The 19854-nt window shown below is 50.3% G+C and carries 17 protein-coding genes; 9 read left to right on the top strand and 8 right to left on the bottom strand.

All coding sequences use genetic code 11. From position 1 onward, the window contains the following. Positions 1-225: 225 nt before the first annotated feature. The 5 genes from rplS to MKZ32_RS02095 form a co-directional block, all read right to left on the bottom strand. The gene (rplS, locus tag MKZ32_RS02075) at positions 226-594 is read right to left on the bottom strand and encodes a 50S ribosomal protein L19 (RefSeq protein ID WP_239795753.1); all 369 of its coding nucleotides are present in this window, start codon (positions 592-594) and stop codon (positions 226-228) included. After that, complete coding sequence (gene trmD / locus MKZ32_RS02080) at positions 591-1367, bottom strand: tRNA (guanosine(37)-N1)-methyltransferase TrmD (protein WP_239795754.1); 777 nt, start codon at positions 1365-1367, stop codon at positions 591-593. The genes rplS and trmD overlap by 4 nt, the downstream gene beginning before the upstream one ends. A 9-nt stretch (positions 1368-1376) precedes the next feature. Further along, a complete protein-coding gene (gene rimM, locus MKZ32_RS02085; RefSeq protein WP_239795755.1) occupies positions 1377-1898 on the bottom strand; it encodes a ribosome maturation factor RimM in 522 nt (173 codons plus the stop codon). A gap of 13 nt (positions 1899-1911) precedes the next feature. Then, positions 1912-2166, bottom strand: coding sequence for a 30S ribosomal protein S16 (gene rpsP, locus MKZ32_RS02090; protein ID WP_239795756.1), 255 nt, complete (start codon positions 2164-2166; stop codon positions 1912-1914). 75 nt (positions 2167-2241) lie between these two features. Continuing rightward, positions 2242-2946: a cytochrome C assembly family protein gene (locus MKZ32_RS02095; protein ID WP_320412256.1), complete on the bottom strand. Its 705-nt coding sequence runs from the start codon at positions 2944-2946 to the stop codon at positions 2242-2244. Between the two features lie 180 nt (positions 2947-3126). Between MKZ32_RS02095 and ffh the strand changes: the two genes are divergently transcribed. The 9 genes from ffh (at position 3127) to MKZ32_RS02140 (ending at position 16917) form a co-directional block, all read left to right on the top strand. Further along, the gene (gene ffh / locus MKZ32_RS02100; RefSeq protein WP_239795758.1) at positions 3127-4476 is read left to right on the top strand and encodes a signal recognition particle protein; all 1350 of its coding nucleotides are present in this window, start codon (positions 3127-3129) and stop codon (positions 4474-4476) included. 980 nt (positions 4477-5456) lie between these two features. Beyond that, entirely contained in the window at positions 5457-7934 is a 2478-nt protein-coding gene (locus MKZ32_RS02105) for a hybrid sensor histidine kinase/response regulator (RefSeq protein WP_239795759.1), read from the top strand. A 151-nt stretch (positions 7935-8085) separates the two neighbouring features. Further along, complete coding sequence (locus MKZ32_RS02110; protein ID WP_239795760.1) at positions 8086-8277, top strand: EAL domain-containing protein; 192 nt, start codon at positions 8086-8088, stop codon at positions 8275-8277. A gap of 323 nt (positions 8278-8600) precedes the next feature. After that, the gene (locus tag MKZ32_RS02115; protein ID WP_275584309.1) at positions 8601-11486 is read left to right on the top strand and encodes a Tar ligand binding domain-containing protein; all 2886 of its coding nucleotides are present in this window, start codon (positions 8601-8603) and stop codon (positions 11484-11486) included. A gap of 1 nt (position 11487) precedes the next feature. Next, positions 11488-11877: a response regulator transcription factor gene (locus MKZ32_RS02120; RefSeq protein ID WP_239795761.1), complete on the top strand. Its 390-nt coding sequence runs from the start codon at positions 11488-11490 to the stop codon at positions 11875-11877. Further along, positions 11874-12263 carry a response regulator gene (locus MKZ32_RS02125; protein ID WP_239795762.1) on the top strand — a complete coding sequence of 130 codons (390 nt, stop codon included), beginning with the start codon at positions 11874-11876 and terminating at the stop codon, positions 12261-12263. Before MKZ32_RS02120 ends, MKZ32_RS02125 begins: the two co-directional genes overlap by 4 nt. Then, positions 12256-13935: a diguanylate cyclase gene (locus MKZ32_RS02130; RefSeq protein WP_239795763.1), complete on the top strand. Its 1680-nt coding sequence runs from the start codon at positions 12256-12258 to the stop codon at positions 13933-13935. The genes MKZ32_RS02125 and MKZ32_RS02130 overlap by 8 nt, the downstream gene beginning before the upstream one ends. 434 nt (positions 13936-14369) lie before the next feature. Then, positions 14370-14744, top strand: a complete 375-nt coding sequence (locus MKZ32_RS02135) for a VOC family protein (protein WP_239795764.1) — start codon at positions 14370-14372, stop codon at positions 14742-14744. Positions 14745-14916: 172 nt separating this feature from the next. Beyond that, complete coding sequence (locus MKZ32_RS02140; protein ID WP_239795765.1) at positions 14917-16917, top strand: PAS domain-containing sensor histidine kinase; 2001 nt, start codon at positions 14917-14919, stop codon at positions 16915-16917. 100 nt (positions 16918-17017) lie between these two features. On the opposite strand, the gene MKZ32_RS02145 is transcribed toward MKZ32_RS02140, so the two are convergent. The 3 genes from MKZ32_RS02145 to MKZ32_RS02155 are packed head-to-tail and all read right to left on the bottom strand — an operon-like array spanning position 17018 to position 19844. Then, a complete protein-coding gene (locus MKZ32_RS02145) occupies positions 17018-17455 on the bottom strand; it encodes an EAL domain-containing protein (RefSeq protein ID WP_320412257.1) in 438 nt (145 codons plus the stop codon). A gap of 30 nt (positions 17456-17485) precedes the next feature. Beyond that, entirely contained in the window at positions 17486-18526 is a 1041-nt protein-coding gene (locus MKZ32_RS02150; protein ID WP_239795766.1) for an IS630 family transposase, read from the bottom strand. Between the two features lie 52 nt (positions 18527-18578). Then, the gene (locus MKZ32_RS02155; RefSeq protein ID WP_275584241.1) at positions 18579-19844 is read right to left on the bottom strand and encodes a putative bifunctional diguanylate cyclase/phosphodiesterase; all 1266 of its coding nucleotides are present in this window, start codon (positions 19842-19844) and stop codon (positions 18579-18581) included. Between the last annotated feature and the right edge of the window lie 10 nt (positions 19845-19854).

A 19854-nucleotide genomic window follows, 5' to 3' on the forward strand; every position in this document is an offset into this window, starting at 1 on the left:
TTTATATTCCCAAGTGACGGACGCAAGCAATATTTAGTACATTACGCAAGCATTCATGAAAAATATTTCGGGAATTGGCGTTACAAAGAGAGGGCAAGTAGCCCCCCAGCCTTAGGGGTAACCAGAGTTTTTGAGGTGCCTTAGCAGTAACCTCCGGTTTTGCCGGAGGCAATCAATTTGCCCATTCTTATTTTAAATAAGAATAAGAATGAATTAACTGCAAACTTAAACCGCTTTGCGGTTAGGGAGTTTTTCCTTGATGCGCGCGGATTTTCCGGAACGGTCACGCAAGTAGTACAGCTTGGCACGACGCACATCACCCCGGCGTTTTACTTCGATACTGGCAATGGCTGTTGAATAGGTTTGAAAGGTACGTTCCACACCTTCACTAGCGGAAATTTTCCGCACGATGAAAGATGAATTCAGGCCACGATTGCGCTTTGCAATCACTACGCCTTCGTAAGCCTGCACGCGTTTGCGTTCACCTTCGACCACGTTCACATTGACGATAACGGTGTCGCCAGGGGCGAAGCTCGGGATTACTTTGCCCAGACGGACAATTTCTTCTTGTTCAAGTATTGCGATAAGATTCATTTTATTTCCTCTTGTTGTACGGATGCTTGTTCCTGCTGGTACTCTGCCAGTAGCCGAGCTTCCTGTTTTGTTAACTGGCGTTGTGCCAGCAAATCTGGGCGGCGTTGCCAAGTCCGTCCTAGCGCCTGCTTCAACCGCCACTTTTCTATCTCGGCGTGGTGTCCGGAAAGTAAGACCTCCGGTATTCCTTCGCCTTCAAAAATTTCTGGCCGCGTATAATGCGGACAATCCAGCAAGCCCGCTACAAACGAGTCCTGCTGTGCTGATTCGGCATCCCCCAACACCCCGGGCAAGTGCCGCACCAGACTATCTATCAGCACCATGGCTGCCAGCTCGCCACCGGATAACACATAGTCACCGATGGAAAGTTCTTCATCCACCTGCTGCCGTATCAGGCGTTCATCTACACCCTCGTAACGGCTTGCCAGCAGAATCAATCCATCATTCCGCCCCAAAAGCTCCTTCACCACTGCGTGGGTTAGTTGTCGTCCCTGTGGTGACAGGTGGATTACACAATTTTTGACCACGCCAGTTTGCGCTTGGCTTTGTTTCGCTGTTGCGATTGCCTGCGCTAGTGGCTCTGCCAACATCAACATTCCAGGGCCGCCACCATAAGGTCTGTCATCTACGGAACGATGCTTGTCGCTGGTGAACTCACGCGGATTCCATGTGTGGAGCACAAACTTGCCCTGCTCCGCCGCACGCCGGGTTACCCCATATTGGGTAATCGCATCGAACATTTCCGGGAATAGCGTAATAACATCAAAGTGCATCGCCGCTGCTCAGCGTTTTGCTGCCCAATCGGCTGACCAATCGACACGTATCACTTTTTCCGTCAAGTTTACTTGCTTAATTGCGCTGGCGATGAACGGGATTAGTAATTCCCCTCGATTTTTTTTGGACAAGTCTTCCAGCACACACAGCACCTGATTAGCACCGGTATCCATAAGGTTGTCCACCACTCCTAAGCATTCGCCAGCGAGATTAACCACCGTTAGCCCGATTAGATCCGACCAATAATATTCATCCTCAGGTTGTGGAGGAAGACTGCTACGCGGCACAGCCACCAGCAAACCTTGATATTTTTCGGCGGCGGTTCTGTCGTTGCTGCCTGGAAACTTGGCGACCAAGCCTTTGCTGTGCACAGCAAAGGCTTCCACAGTTATCTCAGACCAAGGATGCTGCTCGTCTCCCAGCCACCAAATGGGATAATCGGCAAGACTATCCACGGACTCGGTGTAAGTTTTAATCTTCACCCAACCGAGAATTCCCTGTGCACCTATCACTCGCCCCATAACTATCATGGAGTCTGATGAGTTATGCTTTTGCTGCGGCACCAGCTCGCTTGACCAGCTTAGCGACGGCGTCGCTTAGTTGCGCGCCTTTTTCTTGCCAGAAAGCCACGCGATCCAGTTGGATACGCATGCCTTCAGGACCTTCCTGGGCAACCGGGTTATAAAAACCAACGCGCTCGATGAACCGACCATCACGGCGATTGCGCGAATCGGCCACAACTACATTAAAAAACGGGCGATTTTTAGAGCCGCCACGTGCAAATCGAATAATAACCATAGTTTCTACTTTATCGTTAGCAAATGCCAAAGGGCGCAGATTCTACGACACTTTGCAGAGGTATGGCAAGTGACATTAGCGATGCAGTAACACTTCCAACACGAATTTGGTGCCCAGATAGGCGAGCAGCAAAAAAATGAAGCCGCTCATTGTCCACCGCACCGCAGTACGGCCGCGCCAGCCTTGATAGTGGTGCCCCAGTAATAACACTGCGAACACGCACCAGGAAATGAGACCGAATAACATTTTGTGATTGAATTGCCACGGCTTGCCAAATAATTGATCGGAAAAGACAACGCCCGACACTAATGTCAAAGTGAGCAGAACGAAGCCTGCGCCGATGATGCGGAATAATAAGGTTTCCATGGTAAGCAAGGGTGGTAAGCCTTGCAGCACACGCGGCAGCGTAGCTTGGTGCAGTCGTTTTTCCACTAATGACATCAGGCTCGCATGTAGTACCGCAATGGTGAACAGACTGTAGGCGAGCATTGCTGCCAGAATATGCGCCTCTAGGACAAATGAAAGATTGTTCGTTAGCGGATGGGCCGCAGGAAACAGCGCCGGCAGTAATGCCCCTCCTGCTGCCAGAGGCAACACTAAAGTTTGCAGGCTGACAATCGGGTAAAAAAAACGTGCTACCCAATACACCAGCATGGTCAGCCACAGGATCAATGAAAGAGCATTAATTAACCCCAAGTTCAGATCACCGCCACTGAATAAATTGCCATACAGCAGGTATGCATGCAGTACTAGCGGCAGCAATACAGCATGGCCAATCATTCCACGGTTTATGACATCTATATTTCCAGTAGATTGTGCACGCCAAAAATAAACCGCTAACACGCTATACGCAAGAAAGGTGATTACATAGAGTGGAAGATTCGACATTTTTGGTCAGGATGTTTTAGACTTCACAGATTCTACACTATAGCCAATGCTGCGGAAAACAGGAGCGAGATCATGCTAGACAACCTTACACAACGCCTTTCAGGCGTTATAAAAAACCTGCGCGGACAAGCGCGCTTGTCTGAAAGCAACATCCAGGATGCCTTGCGTGAAGTACGCTTGGCCCTGCTGGAAGCTGACGTGGCGTTGCCTGTGGTTAAAGAATTTACTGCCCAGGTGAAACAGGCTGCGTTGGGACAAGAAGTGTTGAGCAGTCTGACGCCGGGACAAGCATTGATTGGTATAGTACATCGCGAGCTGACCAAGCTGATGGGTGAACACAACGATGCGTTGAATCTCACCACCGTGCCGCCGGCCGTGATTCTGATGGCTGGTTTGCAGGGCGCAGGCAAGACGACCACGAGTGGAAAACTTGCCAAATTGCTGCGCGAGCAGATGAAGAAAAAAGTGCTGCTGGTTAGTTGTGACGTGTACCGTCCTGCTGCGATCGAGCAATTGCGTACCCTGGCGCAGCAACTGGAAATCGATTTTTTTGCCTCTGACATCAGCCAAAAGCCGCGCGATATAGCACTGGCGGCGCTTGATTACGCGCGCAAGCATCACCACGATGTGCTGATTGTGGATACAGCTGGTCGACTTGCGATCAATGCCGCAATGATGGAAGAAATTCAGCAATTGCACGCCGACCTTAATCCGATTGAAACCCTGTTCGTTGTGGACGCAATGACCGGTCAAGACGCCGTAAATACCGCAAAGGCATTTGGCGAGGCGCTGCCGCTAAGCGGTATTATCCTCACCAAACTGGATGGTGATGCGCGGGGTGGTGCGGCCTTGTCAGTACGGCACATCACCGGCAAACCGATCAAATTTGTTGGCGTGAGCGAAAAGCTCAATGGTCTGGAAGCCTTCCACCCAGAGCGCATGGCTTCGCGCGTGTTGGGCATGGGTGATGTATTGTCGCTGATTGAAGATGCTCACCGTGAGATTGATCATGCCGAGGCTGAAAAACTGGCCAAGAAAATCAAAAGTGGTCACGGATTTGATCTTAACGATTTCAAGATGCAAATCGTGCAAATGCGCAAAATGGGCGGCATGTCTGCCTTGATGGATAAATTACCCGCACAACTCGGGCAGGCTGCAGCAGGCGCCAAGATGGACGACCGCGCCGTCAATCGCACTGAAGGCATCATTAATTCAATGACAATGCAAGAACGTTCCCATCCAGAACTTATTAAAGCATCACGTAAGCGCCGCATCGCCACCGGAGCGGGGGTTCAGGTAATGCACGTAAACCAGTTGCTGAACCAGTTCGAGCAAACGCAAAAGATGATGAAGATGTTCAGTAAAGGCGGTATAGGTAAAATGATGCGCGGCATGAAGGGCATGTTGCCCGGCAAACGTTAAACTCTGGAAGCTGAAGGTTGCCTGCCATAGCAATGCAAAATTGACAAACATAATTAAAGAAGCGCTGATTAATTCGCGTTTCAGAATTTCACACAGTTTAAGGATCAATTTGTTACGCGCGCAATTCCGCGAAATTTTGAATTAATCAGCTTCTCCTTAATTTCCAGTTAACTGGAAGTTGTGTTTGCTCAATGATGCAGTGTTTCGTTTAGCCCTCCGTACGTAAAAAATCGCCGGACTACACTCTAGTACGAGCGGTACGACTTCCCCTCTCGCGCGCGCGCAGATTGCGCGGGTGAAGGCAGTACCCTAGCAGTCAGCAGGCACAAAAAAATCTCACTCAGGTAGTCAGATTGATTAAATAATCAACTGATATCTTGGCCATGTCCCGCTCCATAGCTGGCCACTGTTCACCGATGAAGATACAAAAAATTCTAACGGACAACGGGGGCCAGTTTACGGATCGCTTATCAGCAAGGATAAACGCGCCACAGGCAAGCAAACTCGCTTCGCCTCAGCGGCAGAGCTGGAGACAGTTTTGGCTTTACTATTTGAATATCTAAACCACCCTATCCCGCAGCGTGCTTTGAATCACCAGACGCCCATCCAGTCATTGCAAAAATGGTACACAGAAAACCAGATTTATTTGTTAAACGTGTTTATAAACAGGCGGGACTTGACACTTAGCAAATGCGACAGAATCAGCGAAAGTAAATAAAATTTTGTTCAGGAAGAGCGTATAGTGAATTAAAGTATAACTCCGCACCTTTGACCAATCGTCCCGCTAAGTTTATGTTTATAGAGTAGGCCATCCAATAGTTGTGTAGGCTGAGGTTCATGGTTTACCACCAGCCCGTGTTATAGCGATTCTTTGTTATGAATGGCCGATGCCATAGTATGCATTTTTACAGAGGTTAACATTGCCAGGAAAAATCAGCGATCTTACCATTCTAAATCGCACCCCTGGTACTCTGGGAGGTATGACTAAAGCCCGACGCCAGGAAGCCCTTTTAAAGAGGGGCGCTTTGCAGAGTGCGATTTTCAATAGCGCCAATTTCTCGAGCATCGCCACCGACGCGAAGGGTGTGATCCAGATCTTCAACGTCGGCGCCGAGCGCATGCTCGGCTACACAGCCGCCGACGTGATGAACAAGATCACCCCGGCCGACATTTCCGATCCGCAGGAAGTGATCGCGCGTGCCGAAGCGCTGAGCGTCGAACTCGGCACCCCGATTACGCCGGGCTTCGAAGCATTGGTGTTCAAGGCCTCGCGTGGCATCGAGGACATCTATGAACTGACCTATATCCGCAAGGACGGTAGCCGTTTTCCAGCGGTCGTGTCAGTCACTGCGCTGCGCGATGCTCAAAACACCATCATCGGTTATCTGCTGATCGGCACTGACAACACCGCGCGTAAACAGGCGGAAGAGGCACTGCTCAAGGCGGGAGCCCTGCAGCGCGCGATTTTCAACAGCGCCAATTTCTCGAGCATCGCCACCGACGCGAAGGGTGTAATCCAGATCTTCAACGTCGGCGCCGAGCGCATGCTCGGCTACACGGCCGCTGACGTGATGAACAAGATCACCCCAGCCGACATTTCCGATCCGCAGGAAGTTATTGTGCGTGCCAAGGCGTTAAGCGCCGAACTCGACACCCCGATTACGCCGGGCTTCGAAGCATTGGTGTTCAAGGCCTCACGCGGCATCGAGGACATCTATGAATTGACCTATATTCGCAAGGACGGCAGCCGCTTCCCGGCGGTCGTGTCAGTCACCGCACTACGTGACGCTCAAAATATCATCATTGGCTACCTGCTGATCGGTACCGACAATTCCGCGCGAAAGCAGATCGAGGAAGAGCAGAAGAAGCTTGATCAGCGGCTGCGCGACCAGCAGTTCTATACGCGCTCGCTCATCGAATCCAACATCGACGCGCTGATGACTACCGATCCGTCCAGCATCATTACAGACGTCAACAAGCAAATGGAGGCGCTCACCGGTTGCACGCGAGACGAGCTTATCGGTGCGCCGTTCAAGAATTATTTCACCGATCCGGAGCTGGCCGAAGCGGGTATCAAGCTGGTGCTGAGCGAAAAGAAGGTCACCAACTACGAGCTCACCGCGCGCGCTAGGGACGGTAAGGAAACTGTGGTGTCCTTCAATGCAGCCACCCTCTACGATCGGGACAGGAGGCTGCAGGGCGTGTTCGCCGCGGCGCGCGACGTCACCGAACGTAATCGCCTGGATCAGGTGCTGCGAGAAAAGAACATTGAGCTGGAGAGCGCCAGAGCTGGGGCGGACAAGGCCAACCTCGCCAAATCGGATTTCCTCTCCAGCATGAGCCATGAGCTGCGCAGCCCGCTCAATGCCATCCTCGGGTTCGCCCAGCTGATGGAGTCCGATTCCCCGCCAGCAACGGCCTCACAACAGAAAAGCATAACCCATATTCTTCAGGCGGGATGGCATCTGCTGAAGTTGATCAATGAGATCCTTGATCTCGCGGTGATCGAGTCCGGGCAGGTACCGATATCGCAGGAACTGGTGTCGCTGGCCGAAGTCATGCTCGAATGTCAGGGCATGATCGAACCGCAGGCGCAACAGCGTGGCATCAAACTGACCTTTCCCCAGCTCGACATCCCTTACTTTGTCCATGCCGATCGAACCCGGTTGAAGCAGATTCTCATTAATTTGCTTTCCAACTCGATCAAATACAACATCAAGCAGGGAACGGTTGAGGTGAAATGCACTGAGAGTGGGCCCGGACGCATTCGCATCAGCATCAAAGATAGCGGTGCCGGATTGCCTCTGGAACAGACGGAGCAGCTCTTTCAGCCGTTCAATCGTCTCGGACAGGAGGCTGGCAGCGAGGAGGGAACAGGCATTGGCCTCGTGGTGGCTAAACGACTGGTCGAACTGATGGGGGGCGCAATCGGCGTGGAAAGCACCGTTGGTGTGGGAAGCGTGTTCTGGTTCGAACTCATCTCGGTTGCTGAGCCACACCTTTCCATGGAAGGGGTCGAAGCATCAGCACTGGCCCAATCGATTGTGCTTCGCGGAGCGAAGCTGCACACCCTGCTCTATGTTGAGGATAATCCGGCAAACATGAAATTGGTCGAAAAAATCATCGCGCGCTATCCCGATATTCGACTGCTCACTGCGGTGAATGGGAAGAGCGGCATCGAGATTGCGCGCGCATCCCAACCGGATGTAATCCTGATGGACATCAATCTGCCCGGCATCACCGGCTTCGAGGCCCTGAAAATCCTGCGTGCCGACCCGGCCACGGCGCACATCCCGGTCGTTGCCCTGAGCGCCAATGCAATGTCACGCGACATTGAGAATGGCCTGGCGGCCGGATTCTTCCACTATCTTACTAAACCGATCAAGGTTAATGAGTTCCTGAACATAATCGATGAAGCGCTGGTATTTGCTGAAATAAAAGTCAATCAGTGCAAATAAAGCAGCTCGAATAATTATGCTCAGTGCGTCCGAATTTTTAACGCCAATCTCCTGATCGTTGACGATAAGAAGGCCAATGTGCTTCTGCTCGAGCGTATGTACTGACACGCATTCACAACATGCTGGAAGTACGCTTGTTATACGCTGAACAATGCGACACAGCTTGATCCTGGAGCGCACGGTGCACGAGTTACGCGAAGCAGAGTCTGGATTGCGCGTCATTGTGGAGGGCATAGAAACACGAGAACAATACGAATTTCTTTTGGCCCAGCATTGCGACGAGGGCCAAGGCTACTATTTTGGACGTCCAGTGGCGGTAAAGGAGCTCACCATCTTACTGTAAACTGGCATATCATTTATTTCGGATTAAAGCCAAATAATTCATCAGCAGATTCTCACCAGAACGAGCAGCACGGGTAGATGCCTGACGTTAGCCCATAATTCTTCGAACCAAGCTCTTCGTCGTCATGAGGTCGGTTGGCATAGTGGAGTCCAACTGGTTATTATAAGCAGCGAGTTGTTTTTAATAACATTGCTGCGTGAATGCAGCTGGTGACAGGTAGCCAAGGCGAGCCTGTTCTCTATTGATAAATCCTACAGGCCAGCCAGGTACAACAGCCTTCGGCCGTAAAAATATAGATAATGTCGCTTACCCATGTAAAAAATATGATAGGAAATTTGACCATTCAATCGCGCTTGATCTTCTACTTTTGTTTGATGGGAGCTATCTTGCTGGGAATCGGGTCGGTTGTCCTGTTTGAAATGAACAGTGCTAAAGACAGTCTTAAAACCATTTATGATGACCGCCTTCTTGCGCTCGATCAGATAATGAGTATTGAATCGCTGATATTGCAAAACCGCATCGCCATAACGGCCAGCCTGGTGACGCCGACGCCAGATATTATTAACCTCAATATCGCAAAGGTCGAAAAAAATATCGTAGAAATCGAAAAAATATGGAAAGCCTACATGGCCACCTATCTCACGCCCGAGGAAAAGATACTGGCGGCGAAATTTGTCGATGACCGTAATAAATTAGTTACCCAAGGTCTGAGCCCAGCGGTAGCTGCATTGCGGGCAAACGACTTTAAGAAAACGAACCGAATCGTCGTGGAATATATCCGCCCCCTTTATCAACCAGTTGGGAACGATATCAAGGCACTTGGCAAGCTGCAATTGACTGTGGCAAAGCAGGAATATGATGAGATACGTAGTCACTACGAGACTATTCGCAATATTTCCATCGCTACGGCCATCATTGGCTTGGGATTAGTACTATGGGTTGGATTTCTGCTTGTTCGCGCCATTATTCGCATCGCAGGCGACGCCCGTGAGATCATAGATCGCAAAAATTATGAGCGCGAGATTCTTGCGACGCGAAACCAGCTGCAAGCTACGCTCGATGCGATCCCCGACTTGCTGTTCGAGATAGGACTGGACGGGCGCCTCCATTCCTACCATTCTCCGCGTGTTGACCTGCTAGTTGCCCCCCCGGAGGAAATTCTTGGCAGAACGGCATTTGAGGTTCTCCCGGCCGATGCAGCGGAGATTGTAATGTCTGCATTGCTAGAAGCCAACGATAAAGGCCGTTCACAAGGCAAACAATTCGAGCTCGTTCTCCCGCAAGGCAAGTTGTGGTTCGAACTGTCTGTCTCCCGCATGCCTACTGAGCTTGGGCAGGAACCACGTTTCATCTGTCTTTCGCGCGACATTACAGAACGTAAGGAATCCGAGCATGAATTGACCCGCTTAGGGCGTGTTCTCGACCAGTCGTCGAACGAAATTTATGTGTTCGATGCGCAGACATTGCATTTCACCATGGTCAACGCCGGGGCGCAGCGCAACTTGGGTTACTCCATGGATGAACTCAAGGGAATGACAGTGCTAGACATCAAACCCAATCTTACGCGTGGATTATTCGAGCAGCGAATCAGCCCTCTGAGGCTTGGAAAGCAGGACGTTGTGATATACGAGGCTAAGAACCAAAGGAAGGATAAGAGCCTTTACCCTATAGAGATCCACTTGCACTTGTCCGCCAAGGAAAGTCCGCCAGTCTTTGTCGCTATTATCCAGGACATCACCGAGCGCCAAAAAATCGAATGCATGAAAAACGAGTTCATTTCTACCGTCAGTCATGAGCTACGCACGCCGCTGACCTCGATTCGCGGCTCGCTCGGACTTGTCGCCGGCGGGGTGGCGGGTGAACTGCCACCGCAAGCCAAGATGCTAGTGGACATTGCGCACAAGAATAGTGAACGCCTTATTCTGCTAGTCAACGATATTCTCGATATGGAAAAAATCGAGGCTGGCAAGATGGATATTCAATGCAAACCGGTTGAACTGATGCCTCTATTGCATCATGCGTTGGAAGCTAACTGCGCCTATGGTGGGCAGTTCAATGTGAGCTACGAACTGGAAAACGATCTGCCGGGCATCATGGTGAACGTGGATGCCAACCGCTTGATGCAGGTTCTGGCCAACCTGCTCTCCAATGCCGCCAAGTTTACGTTCGCGGGAGACAAAGTGACGGTTGCCGTTATTGTCAGTGGCAAGCGTGTTCGTGTGGCAGTGAAGGATCATGGCAGTGGCATCTCTGAGCAATTCCGTAGCCAGATTTTCCAGAAATTCGCCCAAGGCGATTCGTCTGATACCCGTAATAAAGGCGGCACTGGCTTGGGACTCGCCATCACTCGGGCGATTGTCGAGAAGATGGGCGGTAACATAGGTTTCAGTTCAGAACCCAATGTACTGACCACTTTCTTTATCGAATTTCCGATAGGGGAAGAGATAGCCGACTCTTCTTTCGACAAAACTGAAGAAAAAACAAAGCGGATACTAATTTGTGAGGACGACCGCCTCATCGCCGCGTTGCTGCACTTTATGTTGGAACAGGATGGGTTCGTGGCTGATATCGCCTACGATACAGCACAGGCAAAACACATGCTGGATCAGAGTAACTATGCGGCCATGACGCTTGATCTGGCGCTGCCTGACCAGGACGGCATTACGTTTATCCGACAACTGCGCATGGAGGAGAAAACCGCCAGATTACCGATCGTAGTGGTTTCGGCCAGGGCGATTGAGGGCAGTCTGGAATTGAACAGCGAGGCGTACAGCGTGATTGACTGGATCGCCAAGCCGATCGACAAAGAGCAGATGGTGTTGGCGATAAGACGCGCAGTTGGGCGGTTTTCCGGCATTCGCCCCCGGATACTGCATGTTGAAGACGATCATGATATCTTTAAAGTGATGCATGGCCTCGTAGGCGATATGGCGGATCTCGATCATGCAGGCATGCTTGCCGACGCGAGGCACTTGCTTGACCAGTGCCGTTACGACCTTGTGATTCTTGATCTTACTTTGCCGGATGGTTCGGGCCAGGAACTTCTATCAATATTGAATGGCGCGACGCCGCCGATCCCGGTGATGGTATTTTCTGCCCGTGAAATTGAGCGGGAGGAAATCCAGAACGTGGCTTCCGTGATGGTGAAATCGCGCACTAGCGATGCACAACTGCTGGCAACCCTAAAACGATTGATTGGAGTCGAATAGCATGGAGAAATTAAAAAAACTTTCGGTAATAGTTGTGGATGACGACAACATGATGCGTGAGATGCTGAAATACATCCTGCGTAGCGAGGATTATCCAGTTATTGGCGAAGCATCCAACGGCCAGGATGCAATCGCGCTATGTGCGAAGCAGAAGCCCGGTCTGGTGTTGCTCGACATCAATATGCCAAAAATGGATGGTATGCAGGTACTGGAAGGAATTCGCAAAATAAGCCCGGCAACGATTGTGCTGATGGTGAGTGCCGAGGCAACGATGAATAAAGTGCATGAAGCGATAGAAAAAGGGGCGGATGGTTTCGTGGTCAAGCCGCTTAATTCTGCCAGCGTCTTGGACAAGATAGCGATGTGTATCGAGAGAAAGGGATCGCAATGACAGACAAGTTGATGCGCATTTTGTACGTGGAAGATGAGCCGGATATCCAGATGGTTGCGCGACTCGCCTTGGAAGCGCTGGGCGGGTATACCGTGGAGATATGCAGCTCGGGCGATGAAGCTTTGCAGCGGGCACCGGGATTTCAACCACAGCTGTTTTTGCTGGACGTGATGATGCCGGGTATGGATGGGCCAAGCACGCTCAAAATGCTGCGTGCACTGCCTCAATTTGCCAGCACCCCGGTAATTTTTATGACTGCAAAGGTTCAGTCCGGAGAGGTTGCGGGCTACAAGGAGCTCGGAGCAGTCGATGTCATTCCCAAGCCTTTCGATCCGATGATTCTGGCAAGCAAAGTGCAGGATATATGGGAGCGTTATCATGGCTGATCCGGCCGAACTGCAAACAAAGCTAGAACGCCTATGCGATGCCTACGCCGCGCAATTGCCTGAAAAATTCAAACACATCGAGCAGGTGTGGGAGCAATTGCCCCTGGATAGTTGGGATGAGGAGGGCTTCCAAACCTTGCACCGCTTGGTGCATAGTCTGACCGGATCAGGAAAAACCTTCGGGTTTGCCTTGCTCAGTGACGTGGCGCGCGACCTGGAAGAACATCTAAACCAGATTGCCCAGGCAAAAACAGCATTGAGTGAAGATCAACGTCAGCATATTCAGAAATTGATGAGTGAGCTACGTCAAGTAGCTATTTACAGAGAGACTTTGTTTAATGACCATGCTGGTTTGATTGCAGTTGCGCCACCCAATCACGATGCTCTCAGTCCTCGTCGCATTTTTGTATTGGAGGATGATTCTGAACAGGCAGAGGAACTGAAAGTTCAACTCGGCTACTTTGGCTATGAAGTCACTGTGTTCAATACGCTGGCAGATTTCCGGTTTGTCATGCAGCGAACTTCTGATGTGGTGATACTGACGGACATTGCTTTCCCCGATAATAGTTTGGGTGGGATTGAGGTCATTAAAGAAATTCAACAAGGACGGGAAATTCCTTTCCCTGTCATTTTTATCTCTGCGTACGATGAATTTTTGATAAGACTTGAAGCGGCACGCGCTGGTGGCATTGCCTATTTAAGCAAACCGGTGAATATTGGCAAACTAATTGACAAACTTGACGCTCTGGCCTCGACTTTAACAACTTTGCCATACCGGGTCATGATTATTGATGATTCAATAGACATTACTACCTATTACAGCGAAGTACTGGAACAGGCCGGAATGGCGACAAAGGTGGTTCACAACCCGCTTAACGTGATTAAAACTTTGCTTGAGTTTGCTCCCGACCTGATCTTGATCGATCTTTATATGCCGAAATGCAATGGGATGGATTTAGCCAAGGTCATTCGACAACTTGATGCCTTCGTCAGCATTCCGATCGTATTTCTTTCTGCCGAAATTGATCTCGACAAGCAGCTGGTCGCTATGAGCTTGGGCGGTGACGATTTCCTTGCCAAACCCATACTACCGCAACATCTGATTTCTTCCGTGAACAGCCGTATTCGACGTTCTCTCATTTTGCGTTCCCTCGTGCTGCGCGATAGCTTGACCGGCTTGTTCAATCACACTGCTATAAAGGATGAGTTGGACCGCGAAGTCGTTAGGTCAAAACGGCATGGAACATCCTTGGCCTTTGCAATGATAGACATTGATCACTTCAAGCAGATCAACGACACCTATGGCCATCCAATCGGGGATCGTGTGATAAAAAGCCTTGCGCGCCTGCTTAAACAACGGTTGCGCGCGAGTGACCTGGTCGGACGATATGGCGGCGAAGAATTTGCGGTAATCCTGGTCAATGCCGATCGGGCGGCGGCACTACAAGTACTGGATACTATCCGCCAGGACTTCTCCCAGTTGCGTCATCTGTCGGATGGAAAAGAATTTACCGTTACGTTTAGCTGTGGGATCGCCGATGTATCACAGTTTCGCGAGGCTACCAAACTAATCGAGGCATCAGACAAGGCTCTTTATAATGCCAAGCATGCCGGGCGCAATCAAGTGGTACTGTCGGATGCTCCTGTAGCGGAGGTTGCGGGTTTTATTTAATCAATTCATTTGCCAGAAAAAGTACAGACGGATTCAAGCTCGAAGTGCAACAGCTAATGTTGGCTTGGTATAGCGCATCTCTACCTCAAATAATACTTCATACGAACAGCATACAGACAGAGTCTAAAGGTATGAATAAATTTGAAAAATCATAAAGTATGGTGGTTATATGTCGACCATGACGTAGAAGGACGATGATGGTTTTGTAATTTTATTGTACGGTGAGATGTTGTAATGCGAGCCTTGATCTCTGTCACTCTTGAGATTGCCTGATATGTCAGGTCACATCGTGTCGTTCGTTTAACTACGGTGTAGTTGAGTTTTGGGCAAGTTGAGCAAGATTTTTGGTTCATTTTAAAAAATGAACCAAAAATCAACGCTGATGTATATCACTAGCCTAACTTTGAAAGTTTTTTACTATAGGAGAAAGAACCATGGCAAATCCATTCGTACATATAGAGTTGCAAACAGGTGATGTTGCTACAGCAAAAGAATTTTATTCGAAGTTGTTTGATTGGAAACTGGAGGATATACCTATGCCAGACGGCGGTGGCAATTACACCATGATCAATGTGGGTGAAGGTACCGGGGGCGGCATGATGACTGCTCCCTCTCCAGGCGTACCACCGCACTGGCTGGCCTATATAGGCGTAGACGATGTCGCTGCTAGTACCGCAAAGGCTAAGTCGCTCGGAGCAAAAGTTGTACAAGATGTTATGGAGGTGGGGAACCATGGTTGGATGAGCATCATTGTGGATCCCACGGGTGCTAAATTTGCTTTATGGAAAGGGAAAACGGAGGGGGGCTGAATTAACTGTGTTGTTGATTAAATGAATTTAAAATTCTCAATAGAATTGTGCGATTGCGGATTTACCTGGAAGTGAATCCGCCCAGTTAGAATACGCACTAAATGGGCGAAATTAGCGAATAATATGCCCTTACGTAAGGAAGCCTGGATTATCCAGGCTGTTAGGAGCGTGCATGAGCAAGAAGAATTCAGACGACCCGGCTCAGTGGCGTTCTAAAGCCGAGATGCAACTCATCAGTACTTCAGCGACGGAGGGGACTTCGCGTTCTGCCGAGGAACTTCTGCAAGAGCTCCAGGTGTATCAAATTGAATTGGAGATGCAGAACGAGGCGTTGCGGCAGGCGCAGGTCGAACTAGAAAAATCTCGCCACCTCTACGTGGATTTTTATGACTTTTCCCCTGTTGGCTATATCACCCTTAACCCCGATGCCATTATCAACGAAATCAATCTTACCGGTGCCGTGCTCTTCGGGATGGAACGCGGCAAGCTGCGGCACCGTCGTTTTGCCCCTTTTGTTGCCCCTCAAGATCGTGACCGATGGCATCGTTACTTTTTGTCTGTCCTAAAACAGGGTCATACAGAGGAATGTGAGCTTCAATTCCAGCGAAACGACGGATCAAGCTTTTTTGGACTATTGCATTGTTTGCTCCTGAAAAATGATGGTGAAGAATCAGTGGTACGTGCAGTCCTGACCGACATCACCAAGCTTAAGCGGGCGGAGGCAGAAATTTTTGCGACAAACATTGAGCTTCAAGCCACACTCGATGCTATACCTGATTTGTTATTTGAGATTGGAATGGATGGGCGGTATTATAATTACCATGCATACCGTACCGATTTGCTGGCGACATCTCCTGACGTATTTCTAGGCAAGACCCTCTTTGAAGTCCTTCCACCGGAAGCAGCAAAGACATGTATGTCAGCTCTACAAGAAGCCTCGGAACAAGGTCGGTCAACTGGGAAGGTGATTTGCCTGCCCCTGAAACAAGGTGAGCACTGGTTCGAACTCTCAGTGGCATTCAAGAGCGAGAGTGACAGTCAGGATAAACGCTTCATTGTTCTCTCGCGAGACATCACGGCACGCAAACAAGCCGAAGTGGATCTTCACATCGCCTCCGTTGCCTTTGAGTCGCAAGAAAGCTTGATGATTACCGATGCCAACGGAGTAATCCTGCGAGTCAATAAGGCATTTATCGAGACCAACGGCTATACGGCTGAGGAAGCCGTGGGCCAGACAACGCGTCTGATCGAGTCAGGCCTACACGACGACGACTTCCACCGCGCGATGTGGGAGACCGTTCAGCGCACAGGGATATGGAAGGGAGAAGTATGGGGGCGACGCAAAAATGGTGAGCTATATCCCAAATGGCTCACCATTTCCGCCGTAAAAGGAGGCGACTGCGCTGCAACCCACTATGTCGTAGCCTATATTGACATTACCGAACTAAGAAATGCAAAAATTGCTGCTGAGCAAGCGAATCGTGCAAAATCGGATTTTCTTTCCAGCATGAGCCATGAACTGCGTACTCCGCTCAATGCCATTCTTGGTTTCGCTCAATTATTAGAGTTGGATCCACCCGCGCCAACCCCTACTCAAATGATCAGGATTCAAGAAATTCTTCATGGTGGATGGTATTTGCTGGATTTGATTAATGGAGTCCTTGATCTTGCTTCAATCGAGTCCGGTAAGATAGCGCTGTCACCAGAGCTCATGTCGCTGCAAGAAATTCTGGTCGAATGCAAAACCATGATAGAACCGCAAGCAAAACAGCGTGATATCAAAATAAATTTCCCTCAGCTCGATATTTCGTTTTTTGTCTATGTCGATCGAACTCGAATAAAGCAAGTTTTGATTAATCTACTGTCTAATGCGATTAAATATAACCGCGAGCATGGAACAGTTGAGGTGACATGCACTGCAAATGCCCTGAAACGATTTCGCATCAGTATTAAGGATACCGGCGAGGGATTATCCCCGGAAAAACTTGCGCAACTGTTTCAGCCATTTAATCGTCTCGGACAAGAAAACAAGGCAGTCGAAGGGACCGGTATCGGTTTGGTTATGGCCAAGAAATTAATAGAACAGATGGGCGGTAAGGTCGGTGTGGAAAGCACTATAGGTGTGGGAAGTGAATTCTGGTTTGAACTGCCTGTTGATGGCGTTGTAGAGTAAATCAGGGCTGGGCAGTTTAGTACCGATTCAATATTAATTAATCGAGTATTTACAGCGCTAACCAGGATTAAAAGCACTCGCGCTTACCAAATGATTCACCTCAACAAGGTTGTGCGTAACTGCGTTTTACACGGTCTGGATTCAAGACGGCGGTCACCCTAGGTGTATCAACTTGCTCAACAAACTCCTCGAACTCTTCCAGCGGCAGCGGGCGGCTAAACAGATACCCCTGATAGGCGTTGCAGCCATGTAAATTTAGAAACTCCAGCTGCGCTTCGGCCTCGACCCCCTCGGCAATGATGTCCAAACCGAAAGTCCGTCCCATCAGGATGATGGCCTGCACAAGCGCTGCATTGCTGGGATTGTCGCCCATATCGCGGATGAAGGATTGATCGATCTTCAATTGATCCAGCGGGAGCTGCTTTAGATAGGCGAGTGAGGAATAAGCGGTGCCGAAGTCATCCATCGAAAAACTGATGCCGAGCGCCTTGAGCGCATTCATCTTCGCGACGGTATCACTGACATTGTCGACGAGCAAGCTCTCGGTTATTGATCCGGCACAAATTATTCATGAAGCCGCGTAGGCGACTTTTGGGTCGCCGAAATAACGGCGCACGCGTTCGGGGTTTTGCTCAAGCATGGTCATGTGATCAGTCGCAGCAGCTCTGAGTTTTGCCTTGGTGCGCACTGGCACCTTTGAAGTGATGACGTGCTTGAGATCCGCATTCAGTCTTTCTTCGGGGTTGAGTTCAGGGCTGTAGCTGGGCAAGTAGAACAACTCGATTTTCTGTGCGTTCTCGGCAGCCCAAGCCTTTACAGGTTTGCTGTGATGAACTCTCAAGTTGTCCAGTATCAGAAACACCTTGCGGTCTGTATCCTTGATGAGCGCCTCCAGAAATTCAATGAGCTTGTCGGAGTTAAATGCCTCATCAATAATCATCCAGCGCGTTTTACCCTGATTGGTTACCGTCGCAATCATCGATAGCTTGTGGCGCGTGCCGCCTACTGCGAACGTCACAGGTGTCTTGCCCACCGGCGCATAGCTCCTGCCTCTGACATCCGTGTTGACTAGCGCCGTCTCGTCGCCCCAGTGAATTTCCGCACCTTCTGTTTTTGCTCTGGCTTCAATGGCCGGATATTGTTCATCAAGCCAAGCCTGGACGGCTTCAGGCCGCTGCTCGTATGCTTTTTTAATGGGTTTTTGTGGTGTAAAACCCCAACGTGCCAAGTAGTTGCCTACTGCCCGAATAGACAGCTTGATACTGTGCGCCAGCTCAATGTGCTGGCGCACAGCGGGCCTGCTCCATAGCGCAAAATCCATCTTAAGTTGTTCGGGGCGTCTGTCGCAGATGGTTTGTTGAATCGCCAGCTCTTGGCTAACCGTCAAGCGACGTCCACTGCCAGGTTTTTTACCCCGAACGCCGGGCTTGAGTGCCCCCGAACCTTCAGCCTTATACAACCGCAGCGCCGTATTGACTGCCGTCCAGCTCAGTCCCGTCTGCACCACGATCTCCATCACCGCCATGCCTTTGCGGTGCATACGTATGACTTGCTTGCGTCGTTCATGCAGTACTTCTCGCGACTGCTTGCGGGCATCTTCTTTTTCCATACTCCATGGACATCGAAAATCAAGAAAAGTTCACTTATAAATCGTGCCGGGTCTATAGTTCGATTTTCAGAAGAGCCGGGTTGATACCGGTGGTGGAGAGAGCTTGCCGCACCTGTTCGACGAAATCCGGCTGGCGCAACTCGAGCGCACTGGCATTGAGAGCGAGTAGCAGGCTGCTGGTGGCCGGATTGGTGGACCAATCCCTGAGCTGAGCGCACGCTGTTTGCAGCACCCACAATCCAATCGGCACGATCAGGCCGGTTTTTTCGGCCAGCGGAATGAATTGTTCGGGAAGAATCAGGCCGCGTTCGGGATGTACCCAGCGGAGCAATGCCTCGGCGCCGATGGCACGGCGCTCATTATTGACCTGTATCTGGTAATAGAGGCGCAGTTGCCCCCGTTCCAGTGCATGGCGCAGATCGCTTTCAAGCGCGCTCCGTTCGACCAACGTGGCCTGCATTTCGGGGTCAAAGAATCGAATCCCGTTGCGCCCCTCATTTTTGGCATGGTACATCGCGAAGTCGGAGTGTTTGAGCAGATCATCGACTGAAGATTCATGGCCGTAAAACAGGCTGACCCCGATACTGGCGGTACACCATAGTTCGAGACCCTGAACGATATAGGGCAAGGCCACGGTATCACGTATTTTTTCGCCGATCAAGCCAGCCTGAATGACCGCTTCCTGAGTATTTTCGCTCAAATTTTCCAGCATCAACACAAACTCATCGCCGCCCAACCGGGCCTCCGTATCACCTTCGCGCACGTTAGCCGTTAAACGTTGGGCGATTTCAACCAGCAGCAAGTCACCGATAGAGTGGCCGTAGGTATCGTTGAGCGTCTTGAAATTATCCAGATCCAGGAACAGAAGGGCGCCATAATGCTTGTTGCGACTGCTGGCAGCCAGTGCCTGTCGCAGGCGGTCAAACAGCATGCGGCGGTTGGGCAAATGGGTGAGGGAGTCATAGTAGGCCAACCGGTGGATCTCGGCCGATGATTCGGGGTTGCTGGTGATATCGGAAAAAGTGCCGACGTAATGAGTGATATGTCCATCGTCCGCAGTGACGGCGGAGATAGTTAGCCAATCGGCATAGATCTTGCCATTTTTACGCTTGTTCCACATCTTGCCCTGCCAATATTTTTGCTCATTCAGGGTTGCCCACATGCGTTGGTAGAAATCTTTGTCATGTTGCCCGGAACTCAGTATCGCCGGCGTTCGTCCCACGGCTTCTTCCGTACTGTAACCTCTGCAATTTTCTGCTATTACAATGAAAATTGTAGAAAACCCAAGTTGATTTGTAGAAAACAAAGTGGCTTGCATTGCTGCAAGC

This window comes from Candidatus Nitrotoga arctica, assembly GCF_918378365.1.
In the GTDB taxonomy this organism is placed as follows: Bacteria; Pseudomonadota; Gammaproteobacteria; order Burkholderiales; family Gallionellaceae; genus Nitrotoga; species Nitrotoga arctica.